We start from the raw sequence: 14,024 nt of genomic DNA, 5'->3' as shown, positions 1-14,024 counted from the left end.
CGGTGCCGCGGGCACGGTCACCCGCGCTCGGCGAGCTCGTCCGGGCCGTCGGCCCCCTCGTGGGGCGGCGCGACTCCGGCACGGACGTCGGCGGCGATGCGGGAGTCCGCCTGCCGGTACTGGCGCAGCAGCAGCCAGGCGGCCGCGGCGCCGAGGACGACGATGATCCCGATCGGGAGGAGCGGGGACACCGCGCCGGCGCGCTCGTCCTCGGGCACGGGCGGGGCCGTCGCGACCGGCTGGCCGCGCCATGCAGCGAGGAACTCCTGGAAGACCGCGGTGGACAGCGCCCCCTGGAGGACCGTGCGGGCGCCCTCGGTGACGGGCCACACCTCACCGTCGAGCAGCCCGAACCAGCCGTCGACGTCCGCGTCGTAGACGAACGTCACGCCGTCGGCCGACCGGTGGAGTGCCGCGGCGAGCTCGAGGTCCTCGGTCACCGCCACCAGCTGTGGTTCGGACCCGTCCTCCGCGGCCGCCCGGACCACACCCAGGGGCACCGGCTGGTCCGCGGACCGAGCCACGACCGGCGCGACCCACTCCTCGACGGGCTGTGCCGGCTGGTCGAGCTGTTCCCCGGCGATGTAGGTCTCGCTCCACGTCCCGACCTGCCGCGGCACCCCGACGGCGAGGTCCTCCGGCTCGGCCAGGTCACCGGCCGCCTCCGGGCCCTGCTCGGCGAACCAGGCGGCGACGGCCTCGGGCGCGCGCGGCTCGGGCGCCGCGGTGGGCGAGGGGCTGGGAGCCTCGGTGGCGTCGGCGACCGGGGTGGCCACCGGCAGGGTGAGCGCGACCGCGAGCAGGAGCGCGAGCCCCGCGCTCACCCCGCGCTCCCGCCGTCGGCCCGTGCGTCGTCGGCCGGCCGGACGAGCTCCCCGAGGGCGGCGCGGAGGTCGACCCCGTCCCACCGCGCCCCGTGCGTCTCGATGGTCACGGTGCGTGTCCCGGCGTCGTCGGCCTCGTCCCGCGCCACCAGGCCGCCGCGGGGGCGGGCGACCGTGACCTCCAGCCGGTCCTCGGCGAGACCCTCGACCATCCCCTCGCCCCACTCGACGACGGTGACGGAGTCCTCGAGGGAGCTGTCGAGGTCCAGGGCGTCGACCTCGGCGAGCGAGGTCAGCCGGTAGGCGTCGACGTGGACGAGGTCGGGCCCCTCCCCCAGGCTGGGGTGGGCCCGGGCGATGATGAAGGTCGGCGAGGCGACCTGGCCGCGCACCCCCAGACCGGCGCCGATGCCCTGCGTCAGCGTCGTCTTCCCGGCTCCGAGGTCCCCCGTGAGGACGACGAGGTCCCCGGCGCGCAGGACCCCGGCCAACCGGCGGCCGAGCTCACGCGTGGCCTCCGGGTCGGGCAGCTGCCAGGTGCTCATGGGGTGACCTCCTGCGAGACGTGGGTGCGCGGGACGCGGGTGCCCAGGCGGGTGACGATCTCATAGCTGATCGTCCCGGCGGCGTCGGCCCAGTCCTGGGCGGTCGGCACGCCGTCGCGGGCGTCGCCGAAGAGGACGGCGACGTCGCCGACGGACGCGTCCGTGCCGCCCGGGCCGAGGTCGAGGACGATCTGGTCCATGCTCACCCGTCCTGCCACGTGGGCGCGGTGCGCACCGAGCTGGACAGGGCCGCCGCTGCCGGCGTGCCGGGGGATGCCGTCGCCGTAGCCCAGCGGCAGCAGCGCGAGGCGACCGGCGGACGCCGTGGTGTGCGTGTGGCCGTAGCCGACCGGCGTCCCGGCGGGCACGTCCTTGGTGAGGATGACGTCGGCCTCGAGGCGCATCGCCGCCCGCAGCCCGAGCTCGACGGCGCCGGAGACCTCCGGTGCGGGTGAGAGCCCGTAGAGCGCGATGCCGGGGCGGACGAGGTCGAAGTGGGTGTCGGGGTGGAAGAGGGTGCCGGACGACGCCGCGAGGTGGCGCACGGCCGGGTGCAGGCCGGCGCGGGACACGACGGCGAGCGCCGCGCGGAACACGTCGAGCTGCTGAGCCGTGGTCGGCTCGGCCGGCTCGTCGCCGCGGGCGAGGTGCGACCAGACACCGACGACGTCCACGGTGCCGTCCGCGGCGAGGCGGGCGGCGTGGTCGACGAGCTCCGCCCAGGCCTCGGGCCGGGCACCTCCGCGTGCCATGCCGGTGTCCACCTTGAGGTGCACCCGGGCGGGCCGGCCGGCCGCGACGGCCGCGGCCGCGAGCTCGGCGAGCGCCCACGGTGCGGCGGCCGAGACGTCGATGCCCGCGGCAACGGCGTCGGCCAGGGGCGCGCCGGGGCCGAAGATCCAGGTGAGCAGCGGCGCCTCGATCCCGGCGGCCCGCAGGCCGAGGGCCTCGCCGAGCTGCGCCACCCCGAGCCAGGTCGCCCCGGCGGCGAGCGCGCTGCGCGAGACCGGGACGATGCCGTGGCCGTAGGCGTCGGCCTTGACCACCGCCATGACCTCGGCGCTGCCCGCGGCGGCGCGCAGCCGCTCGACGTTCGCGCGGATGGCGGCGTGGTCGACGACCGCCCGGGCCGGGTAGTAGCTCACAGCGCCCCAGTCTCCCACCACCGTCGGGCAGGCCCCCACCACCGGCAGCGCACGTCCGGCCGAGCGCTCACGTCCCGCCGAGCTCGGCGACGACGGCGCTGACCGCGTCGGCGACCTGCAGTGCCGTGACCGGTCCGCCGCCCGACGCGCGCAGCCCTGCCCGGCCGTGCAGGTACGCGGCCGCCGCGGCGAGCTCCGCGGTACGCGCACCGTCGGCGTCCTCGTCGGTGGTGAGCTCCTCCCCGTGACCGGCGAGCAGCGCGCCGAGGACGCCGGCGAGCACGTCGCCGGTCCCGGCGGTGGCGAGCCACGGCGTGCCGTCCGCCTGGGCGAAGGTCGCCCCGCCGGGGGCCGCGACGACCGTCGTCGGGCCCTTGAGGAGCACGACGGCACCGGTGAGGCCTGCTGCGAGGCGGGCCAGGCGCAACGGCTCGGCGTCGACGTCGCCGCGCGCCGTCTCCTCGCCGCGGTCACTGAGCAGCCGGGCGAGCTCACCGGCGTGCGGCGTGAGGACGACGTTCGGCGCGAGCCGCTCGGGGGCGAGGGCGAGGGCGCCGGCGTCGAGCACGGCGGGGACGCCGTCGGCGAGCGCCTGCGTGAGGACGCCGCGCACGTCATCGGCACGCTCGGCGTCGTCCGGGTCGACACCGCTGCCGACCGTCCACGACTGGACCCGGCCGCTGCCGACGACGACCTCCGGGAAGCGCTGGTGGACGAGCCGGGCCACGGTGTCGGGGCCGAGGTAGCGCACCATGCCGAGACCGGCGCGCAGGGCGCCGGCCGCGGCGAGGACTGCGGCCCCCGGGTACGTCGTCGAGCCGGCGAGGAGCCCGAGGACGCCGCGGGTGTACTTGTGGTCGGCCGGTCCCGGCGCGGGCCGCAGGTCGGCGACGTCGGCAGCGGTGAGCCGCCGGACCGCCGGGGTCCCGAGGCCGGCCGTCAGCCCGATGTCGACGACGACGAGCCGCCCGACGCAGGCCTCCGCGGGCCGCACGAGCAGCCCGGGCTTCGCCGCACCCATGGTGACGGTGACGTCCGCGCGCAGGACGGGGCCGGGGAGGGTGCCGTCGTCGACCCCGATCCCGGACGGGACGTCGACGGCGACGACGGTCGGCTCGTCCGGCATGGCGGTGCGCCGCTCCCACAGGCCGGTGACGACGTCGGCCAGCGGTTGGCGCAGCCCACCGGTGGCGCCGATGCCGGTGAGCCCGTCGACCCACACGCCGCCGCGGTCGGCGAGCGCGCCGAGGACGACCCAGCGGGGGCGCCCGGCGTCGTCGAGGACGTCGTGGCAGCGGACCCCGGCGGAACGGGCGGCGGCCAGGCCCCGCTCGTGCGGCCGGTCGGTGCACAGCGCCGCGGCCACCTGGAGGCCGCGCCGCGCGAGGTACGCACCGGCGTACAGCGCGTCGCCCCCGTTGTTGCCACCCCCGACGAGCAGGAGGACGGTGCTGCCGCTGCGCCGCGCTCCCAGCCGGCGGAGCTCGTCGAGCACGGCGGTCGCGACGGCGAAGGCCGCCTGCTTCATCAGCTCGTCGGGGGCCGTGGCCGCGAGCAGCGGCGCCTCGGCGGCCCGGACGGCCTCGGCCTCGTACGCACGGATCATGGCACCATTCTTGCCACGAGCACGGCCCCGCTACAGGACGGTCAGCCCTCGGCGACGACCATGGCCGAGGCGATGCCCGCGTCGTGGGAGATCGACAGGTGCCAGCTGCGCACCCCGAGCTCGTCCGCCCGGGCCGCCACCGAGTCGCGCACGTGGACGATGGGGGCTCCCCCGGGCACCCGCTCCACGGTGCAGTCCTGCCAGGACATCCCGCCCGGCGCGCCCAGCGCCTTGGCGATCGCCTCCTTCGCCGCGAACCGGGCGGCCAGGGAGGCCGGCGGCAGCTCGCGCTCCTCGGGGGTGAAGAGCTTGTCCCGCAGCCGGGGGGTGCGCTCGAGGGTGAGCATGAAGCGGGCGACGTCGACGACGTCGATCCCCACGCCGATGATCACCGGGTCACTCCACGGTGACGGACTTGGCCAGGTTGCGCGGCTGGTCGACGTCGTAGCCCTTGGCCTTGGCCAGCTCGCAGGCGAAGATCTGCAGCGGCACCACCGACACGAGCGGCGTCATGAGGGTGGGCGTCTCCGGGTAGCGGAAGACGACGTCGGCGAAGGGTTCCACGTCGGTGTCCCCGTCCTCGGCGATGACGAGGGTGCGGGCGCCCCGGGCGCGGATCTCCTGGATGTTGGAGATGACCTTGGCGTGCAGGGTGGGCCGGCGGGGCGTCGGCACGACGACGAAGACCGGCTGGCCGTCCTCGATGAGCGCGATCGGCCCGTGCTTGAGCTCGCCCGCGGCGAAGCCCTCGGCGTGGATGTAGGCGAGCTCCTTGAGCTTGAGCGCCCCCTCGAGGGCGACGGGGAAGCCCACGTGGCGGCCGAGGAAGAGCACCGAGGTGGTGTCCTTCATCGAGCGGGCGACGTCGCGGACGTGGTCCTGCCGCTCGAGCACCTCGGTGACCTTCGCGGGGATCCTGCCGAGCTCGGCGAGGTAGTCGGCGACCTCGTCGATGTACTTGTTGCCGCGCAGCTGGGCGAGGTAGAGCCCGAGCAGGTAGGTCGCGGTGATCTGGGCGAGGAACGCCTTGGTCGAGGCGACCGCGACCTCCGGGCCGGCGTGGGTGTAGAGCACCGCGTCGGACTCGCGGGCGATCGTCGAGCCGTGGGTGTTGACGACGGCGAGCACCTTGGAACCCTGCTCGCGGGCGTGCCGGACCGCCATGATCGTGTCCATCGTCTCCCCGGACTGGGAGATCGCGACGACGAGGGTCTTCTCGTTGACGACCGGGTCGCGGTAGCGGAACTCGTGGGCGAGCTCGACCTCGACCGGGATCCGGCACCAGTGCTCGATCGCGTACTTGGCGACGTGACCGGCGTAGGCGGCGGTGCCGCAGGCGACGACGATGATCTTGTCGATGCTCCGCAGGATCGTCTCGTCGATGCGCAGCTCGTCGAGCTGCAGCCGCCCCAGCTCGTCGGTGCGTCCGCGCAGCGTGTCGGCGACGGCCTGCGGCTGGTCGTGGATCTCCTTGTCCATGAAGGAGTCGAAGCCGCCCTTGACCGCGGCCTCCGCGTCCCACTCGACCGTGAACGCCCGGTTCTCGACGGGCCGGCCGTCGGCGTCGACGACGGCGACGGAGTCCCCGGTGATCGTCACGACCTGGTCCTGGTCGACCTCGAGCGCCGACTTGGTCTGGGCGACGAAGGCGGCGACGTCGGAGCCGAGGTAGTTCGCGCCGTCGCCGAGGCCGATGACGAGCGGGGAGTTGCGGCGGGCGGCGACGATCGTGCCCGGGTGCTCCGCGTGGACGGCGAGGAGCGTGAAGGCGCCCTCGAGCCGCTTGGTGACCTCGAGCATGGCGGCGGTGAGGTCGCCGCCGTAGGCGCGGCCGAGCAGGTGGGCGACGACCTCGGTGTCGGTCTCCGAGGCGAAGGTCGCGCCGTCGGCGACCAGCTCGTTCCGCAGGGAGTGGAAGTTCTCGATGATGCCGTTGTGGATGAGAGCGAGGCGCCCGTCCCCGGAGAGGTGCGGGTGGGCGTTCTCGTCGGTCGGGCCACCGTGCGTCGCCCACCGCGTGTGCCCGATCGCGGCGCGCGCGTCCGGCAGCGGGTTGCGCTCCAGCTCGTCGAGGAGCCCGCGGAGCTTGCCGGCACGCTTGCGGACGACGACGTCGCCGCCCGAGACCGCGGCGATGCCCGCGGAGTCGTAGCCCCGGTACTCGAGCCGGGCCAGGCCGTCGACGACGGCGTCGGCGGGCCCGGCTCCGGCCGCGCCGTTGGTGACTGCACCCACGATTCCGCACATGGGTCACCAGGGTAGTGGCCGCGGGCGCCGCGGCCGTGCACGCGGCGAGGGCGCCGCACGGCCTCGTGCCTCGCGGCGCTCGTGCGCGAGACAGGGCCGGCGGTGGTCCACACTGGTGCCGTGACGTCTCCGCACCCAGCGCCGCCGGCAACGCAGCCGGCGGTCTCCCCGTTCCTCGAGTTCGACCGCAAGGCCTGGAGCCGGTTGTCCTCCTCGACGCCCCAGCCGCTCACGGCGGCGGACATCGACCGCCTGCGCGGGCTGGGTGACCCCGTCGACCTCACCGAGGTCGACACCGTCTACCGGCCACTGTCGCGGCTCCTGTCGCTCTACGTCGCCTCCTCGCGGCGGCTGGGCTCGGTGACGTCGACGTTCCTCGGGGAGCGGATGGGCCGCACCCCCTTCGTCATCGGTGTCGCCGGCTCGGTCGCGGTGGGCAAGTCGACGACGTCCCGGCTGCTCCGCGAGATGCTGCGCCGCTGGTCGGGGACCCCGCGGGTGGAGCTCGTGACCACGGACGGCTTCCTCCACCCCAACGCCGAGCTCGAGCGACGAGGGCTCATGTCACGCAAGGGCTTCCCCGAGTCCTACGACCAGCGCGCGCTGCTCCGCTTCCTCAGCGCGGTCAAGTCCGGCCTGCCCGAGGTCACCGCCCCCGTCTACGACCACCTCACGTACGACATCGTGCCCGGCCGGCAGATCGCGGTGCGGCGTCCCGACGTCCTCATCGTCGAGGGGCTCAACGTCCTGCAGCCGGCCCGGACGACGGCGGACGGCTCACCGAGCCTGGCGGTGAGCGACTTCTTCGACTTCTCGATCTACGTCGACGCCCGTACCACCGACGTGCGCCGCTGGTACGTCGACCGGTTCCTGTCCCTGCGGCAGACCGCCTTCTCCGACCCGCGCTCCTACTTCCACCGCTACGCGGCGCTGAGCGACGACGAGGCGGTCGCGACGGCCACGGGGATCTGGAGCTCGATCAACGAGCCGAACCTCGAGGAGAACATCCTGCCGACGCGCGGCCGCGCGTCACTCGTCCTCACCAAGTCGGGTGACCACCGGATGCACCGGATGCGCCTGCGCAAGATCTGACGGCGCCTCAGCCGGACGTGGACGTCCGCTCGTCGCACCCGCTGCGCTCCTCGCCGTCGCGCGGCACGCCGTCGGCCGTGGCGCTCGCGGGGTCGTTGTCGCTCGCGAGCTGCTCGAGCTCCTCCAGGCCGTGGTCCAGCCGACCGAGCCGGCCGTGGAAGCGGCGCAGGACCGAGTCGACGACGAAGCCGAGCAGCACCCCGCCCGTCATCCCGACCGCGATGGCGACGAGCGGGTGGTCGTGGAGGAACACGCCGGCCCCCACGCCGAGGAGCGTGGAGTAGACGCCCCACGTCACGGCCGCGATCCCGGCGACGAGGAGGAAGCGCGGGCGGGGGTAGCCCACCGCCCCGGCCGTCATGTTGACCGCGACGCGGCCGATGGGGATGAAGCGGGCGGAGAGGATGAACACGGTCCCGCGGCTGGCCAGGGCGCGGCCGGCCCAGGCGACGCTGGCGCGCCCGCGTCTGCCCTGGAGGATGCGCAACCGGTCGATGGGGACCTTGGTGCCGATCGTGTAGGCGATGACGTCACCCGTGAAGGCACCCGCCGCCGCGACGAGGATGAGCAGCCAGAGGTTGGGGCCGTCCCCGGTCATCGCCAGGACGGCCACGGCGATGACGACCGACTCGCTCGGCACCGGCGGGAAGAACCCGTCGATGGCCGCCAGGGCCAGGACCGCGACCAGCAGCCACGGCGAGTCGGCCATGCCGAGCACCCACGCCTCGACGGCCGCCATGACCTCCGTCATGAGGGGCTCATTTGCGTCACCGGTTCATTGAAGCGCGCCGAGGGCGTCGGTGTCATCGGGGAAATCCCTGAGCGAGGACGCTCAGCCCAGCCCGAGGCGAGCGCGGACCACGTCCGCGAGCTCGTTGGCGACGGTGTCGGCGTCCGCCTGGGTGGCGGCCTCGACCATCACCCGCACGAGCGGCTCGGTGCCCGACGGGCGTAGCAGCACCCGGCCGGTCTCGCCGAGGCGCTGCTCGGCCGCGGCGACGGCGGCCTGCACGCCCTCGTCGGTGCCCGCCCGGCTCCTGTCGACGTCCGGGACGTTGACCAGCACCTGGGGCAGGCGGGTGACGAAGGCGGCGAGGTCGGCGAGGGAGCGCCCGGTCTCCACGACGCGCGCGGCGAGGAGCAGCGCGGTGAGCAGCCCGTCACCGGTCGTGGCGTGCTCGGAGGCGATGATGTGACCGGACTGCTCGCCGCCCAGGGCGTAGCCACCGGCCCGCATGGCCTCGAGGACGTACCGGTCCCCCACGGCGGTCTGGACCGTCCTGATGCCGGCGTCGCGCATGGCGAGCAGCAGCCCGAGGTTGCTCATCACGGTGACGACCAGCGTGTCGTCGGCGAGGTGCCCCCGCTCCTTGAAGGCGGTCGCGAGCACCCCCATGACCTGGTCCCCGTCGACGATCGCACCGTCGTGGTCGACCGCGATGCACCGGTCGGCGTCCCCGTCGAACGCCACCCCCAGCGCGGCGCCGGAGGCCACGGTCACGGCCTGCAGCTGCTCGGGGTGGGTGGAGCCGCAGTCGTCGTTGATGTTGCGGCCGTCGGGCGAGGCGTTGATGACGACGACGTCCGCACCGGCCTCACGCAGCGCGAGGGGCGCGATGTCGCTCGCCGCGCCGTTGGCGCAGTCGATGGCGATCCGCAGGCCCTCGAGCGGTCGGCCGGTCGCCGCGACGAGGTGGTCGATGTAGGTGCGGTCCGCGGCACGCGCGTCCTCCTCGATGCGGCCCACGCCGTCACCGGTGGGACGGTCCCACGACGAGCCGAGGCTCTCCTCGATGGCGTCCTCGATGGCGTCCTCGAGCTTGAACCCGCCGCGCGCGAAGAACTTGATGCCGTTGTCGGGCATGGGGTTGTGGGAGGCCGAGATGACGACCCCGAGGTCGACGTCCGTCGTCGCCGTCAGGTGGGCCACACCGGGCGTCGGGAGCACCCCGACCTCGACGACGTCGACGCCCGCGCTGGTCAGCCCGGCCGAGATCGCGGCGGCCAGGAAGTCACCGGAGATCCGGGTGTCCCGACCGATGACCGCGCGCGGGCGACGCCCCTCGGGAGCCGCGGTCGCGGTCAGCACGCGTGCCGCGGCCGCTCCCAGCCCGAGCGCCAGCTCGGCGGAGATGTCCCTGTTGGCGAGTCCGCGGACGCCGTCGGTTCCGAACAGTCGGGGCATGGGTGGTCCTTCGTCTCGGTGCTGGGGGCCGGGTGGGCGCCGCACCTATGGTGCCAGGTGTTCGCGGCCGGGAGTGCGCGCTGTCCGCGCCGCGACGACGACGGCCCCGCCGGCTGGTGCCGACGGGGCCGTGGTCGAGCGCGGGTCGATCAGCGCTTGGAGTACTGCGGGGCCTTGCGGGCCTTCTTGAGGCCCGCCTTCTTGCGCTCGACGGCGCGGGCGTCGCGGGTGAGGAACCCGGCCTTCTTGAGCGCGGGACGGTTGGAGTCCGCGTCGATCTCGTTGAGGGCACGCGCCACACCGAGGCGCAGGGCGCCGGCCTGGCCGGAGATGCCGCCGCCGTGGATGCGGGCGACGACGTCGAAGCGGCCCGCGATGTCGAGCAGGTCGAAGGGCGCGCTCACCAGCTGCTGGTGGAGCTTGTTGGGGAAGTAGTCCTCGAGCGTCCGACCGTTGATGGTCCACTGGCCCGTCCCGGGGACGAGACGGACGCGGGCGACCGCTTCCTTGCGGCGACCGAGCGCCTGGCCCGGGGCGGTGAGGCTCTGACCGGCACCGGCGGCGGGTGCGTCGGTCTCGGTGGTGTAGCTGCTGGGGACGTTCTCGTCGTCCAGCTCGATCTCGGAAGTGGTCTCAGCCACGGTTCTCCTCGTGTCCTGTTCAGATGCTGCCTGGTCCCGACGGACTACTGGGCAACCTGGGTGATCTCGAAGGCCTGCGGCTGCTGCGCGGCGTGGGGGTGCTCCGGGCCGGCGTAGACCTTGAGCTTCTTCAGCTGCTCCCGACCGAGGGTCGTCTTGGGCAGCATGCCGCGGATGGCCTTCTCGACGGCGCGCTCGGGGAAGCGCTCGAGCAGCTGGGCGTAGCTCGTCGCCTTGAGCCCGCCCGGGTACCCGGAGTGGCTGTAGGCGATCTTGTCGTTGAGCTTGCTGCCGGTGAGGGCGACCTTCGCGGCGTTGACGACGATGACGAAGTCACCGTTGTCGACGTGCGGAGCGAAGCTCGGCTTGTGCTTCCCACGGAGCAGGGTGGCGACGTGGGTCGCCAGTCGGCCGAGGACGACGTCGGTAGCGTCGATGACGTACCAGTTCTTCTCGACGTCGCCGGGCTTCGGTGTGTACGTGCGCACGGGCGTAGCCTTCGTTTCTCTTCTCGAGGGCGACGTGCGTGAAGCGCGTTGCCGCCCATGGTCTGATGATGCTCGCTGCGCGCATCCGCGCCGCTGCTCCGGCGAGTGGGAAGCACCGGGGAGCGCAAAGGGATGCACAACGACGTCCTAGAGTACCGCTGGCAGCGGTACCGGGTCAAAGGAGCGGCGAACGCTCCCGAGTGAGACGTGCCACCCGGTCACCCGGGCGTGCCGCCCTCGTCGGTGAGGCCGATCGCCTCGTCCTCGTCGCGGACCCGCACGGCGGCCTCCTCGGCGCTCGCCGCACCGCCGGCCACGCCGACGTCCTGGGCCAAGACGTCCTGCTCGCGCTCGCCCGACGGACCGGCGGCATCCTCCGTCACGGCCTCGATCCGTCCCGCCCGGTCGGGCTCCCGGCTGGCGTCCGGTTCCTGCGGCTCCTCCCAGACCTCCGGCTGCTCCGCGTCGACCCGCTCGTCGATCGTGTCGCCCTCGATGAGCTCGGCCTCGGTGAGGTTCTGGCCACGCAGCGGGTCGCGCTCCGGCGGGGAGTACCCCTCCTCCACGAGGTCATCGACACCGCGCTGCTCGAGGGTGTCCTCCTTGGGGAGCTGGTTGTGGTCGCCCTCTCCCGGCCACTGCGGGTCGGGGCTGGTTGCCGGGGTGTCCTCTGCTGGCTCGGTCATGCGTTCCAGGCTGCCACCGCTCCGGCGGCGTCGCACGGTGAGCCCGGCCGGCCTCAGGGCAGCGTGCGCACGGCGCGTGCCTCGGCGGCCCTGGCGGCGAGCGCCTCCTCCGGCGGGTAGCCGACCTCCTCCAGGGTGAGCCCGTGGGCGGGGGCGACGGTGACCGCGGGGTCGCGCCGTCGGGCCGCGAGCACCGCAGCGGGCCAGTCGAGCGGGCGGCGTCCCTCCCCGACGGCGAGGCCCGCCCCGACGAGCGCCCGGACCATCGAGTGACAGAAGGCGTCGGCGCGCACCGTGGCGACCACCAGCCCGTCGTCGCCCTCCCGCTCCCAGCGCATCGCCTGGAGGGTGCGGATCGTCGTCGCCCCCTCGCGTGGCTTGCAGTACGCGGCGAAGTCCTGCTCGCCGACCAGGAGCCCGGCGGCGACGTCCATGGCGCCGACGTCGAGCGGGCGCCCGTGCCACAGGACGTCGTGCCGGCGCAGCGGGTCGCGGGCCGCCGCCGTGTCGGCCACCCGGTAGACGTACCGGCGCCAGACCGCCGAGAAGCGCGCGTCGAAGCCCGGCGGCGCGAGGCCCGCCCGCACGACGACGACGTCCCCGGCGCCCCGGGGCCGCGCGTCCCGGCCGAGCACGCCGGCGAGCCGCGACACGAGCGCCTCACCGGGTGAGCGGTCGCTGCGGCCGGGGACCGCGTCCCAGGCGGCCCGGGGCACGTCGACGTGCGCGACCTGACCGCGCGCGTGGACGCCGGCGTCGGTCCGGCCGGCGACCGTCAGCCGCGCGGCGCCGGGCAGGCGCAGGACGGTCGCCAGGGCCGCCTCGAGCGTCCCCTGGACCGTGCGCAGACCGGGCTGGCTCGCCCACCCGGCGAAGCCGGTGCCGTCGTAGCGCAGGTCCAGCCGCACCCGCACGAGGTCGTCGGCGGGCCGGCGGACGTCGCCTGTCGCTGCGCTCACTCCTCGGAGGCTAGTACCGTCGCGCGGGTGGACACAGTGAGCCCGGAGCTGCCGGAGCCGGCCACCCTCGCCGTCGACTGCGGCGGCGGCGGCATCAAGGCGTCGGTGCTCGACGCCGCGGGCACGATGCGCGCCCACCCGGTGCGTGCCGTTACGCCGTACCCGCTGCCGCCGCAGCGGCTCCTCGACACGATCCGCGCCCTCGCCGAGCAGCTGCCCGCCGCGGACCGCGCGACCGTCGGCATGCCCGGGATGATCCGCCACGGGGTCGTGGTGAGCACGCCCCACTACGTCACCCGGGCAGGTCCCCGCACGAGGGCGCTGCCCGAGCTCGTCGACGCGTGGACCGGCCTGGACTTCCAGGAGGCCCTCACCGGGACGCTGGGGATGCCGGTGCTGCTGCTCAACGACGCGGAGGTGCACGGCGCCGGCGTCATCGCCGGCGCGGGCCTGGAGCTCGTCGTCACCCTGGGGACCGGGCTCGGCAACGCGCTGTTCGACGGGAGCCGGCTCGCCCCGCACCTCGAGCTGTCCCGGGGCCCGGCCCGCTGGGGACTGACCTACGACGAGTACATCGGCGAGCACGAGCGGCTGCGCCTCGGCGATGCGATGTGGTCGCGCCGGGTGCGGCAGGTGGTGGACTCCCTGCGTCCGGTCTTCCTCTGGGACCGGCTCTACCTCGGAGGCGGGAACTCCCGGCGGATCACCGCACCGACCCTCGACCGGCTGGGTGACGAGGTCGTCATCGTCCCGAACAGCGCGGGGATCGTCGGCGGGGTGAGGGCGTGGGAGCTCGGCGGGATCAGTCCCAGTCGGCACGCCGGTCAGTGACGCTCCCGCGGCTCGTCTCCGCGACGAGGTCGAGCAGGATCTCGTTGAACTCGGCGGGGCGGACCAGCGAGACGAGGTGGTGGGCGCCGGGCACCACGTGGAGCCGCCCGTTCCGGCAGGCGGCGAGGAACCGGCGCTCCTCGAGGCGGAAGTGGTCCCAGCGGCCGTTGACGAGCCGGACGGGCACGTCGCCGACCGCCCGGAGGTCGGCGACCGGGTCGATGCCCGCCATGGCGGCGAGCGCGGCGTCCATCGCGCCCAGCTCCATGCCGCCCGCGCCGAGGTCCTCGACCGCCGCCGCGGGCAGCGCGAGGCGCGCCATGGTGTCGTTGAGCCACCGCCCGCCGTCGGGCAGCCGCGCGATGAGCGCGGCCACCCGCCGGTAGCCCGCGAGCCCGACCCCCCGTGGTCGGGTGGAGCAGCCGGCGGCCAGCACCCCGACCACCCGCTGCTCGGTCCGCGCCGCCCAGTGCAGGGCGAGGTACCCACCGAGCGACAGGCCGACGACGACGACGTCCCCGCCGGCCGACCGGGCGGCCTCCTCGACCGTCGCCAGGGCGCCGTCCATGGTGAAGTCCTCGCCGGCGCGCTCACCGTGCCCGGGCAGGTCCGGCGCGAGGGCGGGGACACCGGCCTCCTCCAGCGCCGCGAGCTGGCGCAGCCACATCGTGCGGGAGGCGCGGATGCCGTGGACGAGAACCACCGTCACAGAGCTCACCCGTTTACCTTCCCACGCCACCGGCGCGGGTGACGACGGTGGGCACCGAGGCCCGCC

At 74.7% G+C, this 14,024-nt stretch carries 15 protein-coding genes; 2 read left to right on the top strand and 13 right to left on the bottom strand.

Features of this window, described 5'->3' with window-relative positions; genetic code table 11:
- Positions 1 to 17 precede the first annotated feature (17 nt).
- From VR894_RS02030 to glmS, 6 genes are all read right to left on the bottom strand, one after another.
- Positions 18 to 824 carry a hypothetical protein gene (locus VR894_RS02030; protein WP_324649635.1) on the bottom strand — a complete coding sequence of 269 codons (807 nt, stop codon included), beginning with the start codon at positions 822 to 824 and terminating at the stop codon, positions 18 to 20.
- The gene (gene tsaE / locus VR894_RS02025; protein WP_324649634.1) at positions 821 to 1,369 is read right to left on the bottom strand and encodes a tRNA (adenosine(37)-N6)-threonylcarbamoyltransferase complex ATPase subunit type 1 TsaE; all 549 of its coding nucleotides are present in this window, start codon (positions 1,367 to 1,369) and stop codon (positions 821 to 823) included. The genes VR894_RS02030 and tsaE overlap by 4 nt, the downstream gene beginning before the upstream one ends.
- On the bottom strand, positions 1,366 to 2,514 hold the full coding sequence (gene alr, locus VR894_RS02020; protein WP_324649633.1) for an alanine racemase: 1,149 nt from the start codon (positions 2,512 to 2,514) through the stop codon (positions 1,366 to 1,368). The genes tsaE and alr overlap by 4 nt, the downstream gene beginning before the upstream one ends.
- A 67-nt stretch (positions 2,515 to 2,581) precedes the next feature.
- Entirely contained in the window at positions 2,582 to 4,120 is a 1,539-nt protein-coding gene (locus VR894_RS02015; RefSeq protein ID WP_324649632.1) for a bifunctional ADP-dependent NAD(P)H-hydrate dehydratase/NAD(P)H-hydrate epimerase, read from the bottom strand.
- Between the two features lie 41 nt (positions 4,121 to 4,161).
- A complete protein-coding gene (locus VR894_RS02010) occupies positions 4,162 to 4,512 on the bottom strand; it encodes a holo-ACP synthase (protein WP_324649631.1) in 351 nt (116 codons plus the stop codon).
- Positions 4,513 to 4,516: 4 nt separating this feature from the next.
- Positions 4,517 to 6,367, bottom strand: coding sequence for a glutamine--fructose-6-phosphate transaminase (isomerizing) (gene glmS, locus VR894_RS02005; RefSeq protein WP_324649630.1), 1,851 nt, complete (start codon positions 6,365 to 6,367; stop codon positions 4,517 to 4,519).
- A 120-nt stretch (positions 6,368 to 6,487) separates the two neighbouring features.
- On the opposite strand from glmS, the gene coaA reads away from it, so the two are divergent.
- Positions 6,488 to 7,459 carry a type I pantothenate kinase gene (coaA, locus tag VR894_RS02000; protein WP_324649629.1) on the top strand — a complete coding sequence of 324 codons (972 nt, stop codon included), beginning with the start codon at positions 6,488 to 6,490 and terminating at the stop codon, positions 7,457 to 7,459.
- 7 nt (positions 7,460 to 7,466) lie between these two features.
- Here coaA and VR894_RS01995 read toward each other — a convergent pair whose 3' ends face one another.
- From VR894_RS01995 to VR894_RS01970, 6 genes are all read right to left on the bottom strand, one after another.
- Positions 7,467 to 8,210 carry a DedA family protein gene (locus VR894_RS01995; RefSeq protein WP_324649628.1) on the bottom strand — a complete coding sequence of 248 codons (744 nt, stop codon included), beginning with the start codon at positions 8,208 to 8,210 and terminating at the stop codon, positions 7,467 to 7,469.
- Between the two features lie 81 nt (positions 8,211 to 8,291).
- A complete protein-coding gene (gene glmM, locus VR894_RS01990) occupies positions 8,292 to 9,644 on the bottom strand; it encodes a phosphoglucosamine mutase (RefSeq protein ID WP_324649626.1) in 1,353 nt (450 codons plus the stop codon).
- A gap of 149 nt (positions 9,645 to 9,793) precedes the next feature.
- Entirely contained in the window at positions 9,794 to 10,285 is a 492-nt protein-coding gene (rpsI, locus tag VR894_RS01985; protein WP_324649625.1) for a 30S ribosomal protein S9, read from the bottom strand.
- A 44-nt stretch (positions 10,286 to 10,329) separates the two neighbouring features.
- On the bottom strand, positions 10,330 to 10,773 hold the full coding sequence (gene rplM, locus VR894_RS01980; protein ID WP_324649624.1) for a 50S ribosomal protein L13: 444 nt from the start codon (positions 10,771 to 10,773) through the stop codon (positions 10,330 to 10,332).
- Between the two features lie 218 nt (positions 10,774 to 10,991).
- Positions 10,992 to 11,459: a DUF5709 domain-containing protein gene (locus VR894_RS01975; RefSeq protein ID WP_324649623.1), complete on the bottom strand. Its 468-nt coding sequence runs from the start codon at positions 11,457 to 11,459 to the stop codon at positions 10,992 to 10,994.
- Positions 11,460 to 11,512: 53 nt separating this feature from the next.
- Positions 11,513 to 12,418 carry a tRNA pseudouridine synthase A gene (locus VR894_RS01970; protein ID WP_324649621.1) on the bottom strand — a complete coding sequence of 302 codons (906 nt, stop codon included), beginning with the start codon at positions 12,416 to 12,418 and terminating at the stop codon, positions 11,513 to 11,515.
- Between the two features lie 27 nt (positions 12,419 to 12,445).
- On the opposite strand from VR894_RS01970, the gene VR894_RS01965 reads away from it, so the two are divergent.
- Positions 12,446 to 13,249: an ROK family protein gene (locus VR894_RS01965; RefSeq protein WP_324649620.1), complete on the top strand. Its 804-nt coding sequence runs from the start codon at positions 12,446 to 12,448 to the stop codon at positions 13,247 to 13,249.
- Here the strand turns inward: VR894_RS01965 and VR894_RS01960 are convergent.
- The gene (locus VR894_RS01960) at positions 13,221 to 13,967 is read right to left on the bottom strand and encodes an alpha/beta hydrolase (RefSeq protein WP_324649619.1); all 747 of its coding nucleotides are present in this window, start codon (positions 13,965 to 13,967) and stop codon (positions 13,221 to 13,223) included. The genes VR894_RS01965 and VR894_RS01960 overlap by 29 nt on opposite strands.
- Positions 13,968 to 14,024: the final 57 nt, after the last annotated feature.

Origin of the sequence: Georgenia sp. H159 (assembly GCF_035607575.1) — a bacterium.
Classification (GTDB): Bacteria; Actinomycetota; Actinomycetes; order Actinomycetales; family Actinomycetaceae; genus Oceanitalea.
The sequence above is the reverse complement of the archived record's forward strand: the minus strand, read 5'-3'. Positions and strand labels throughout refer to the sequence as shown.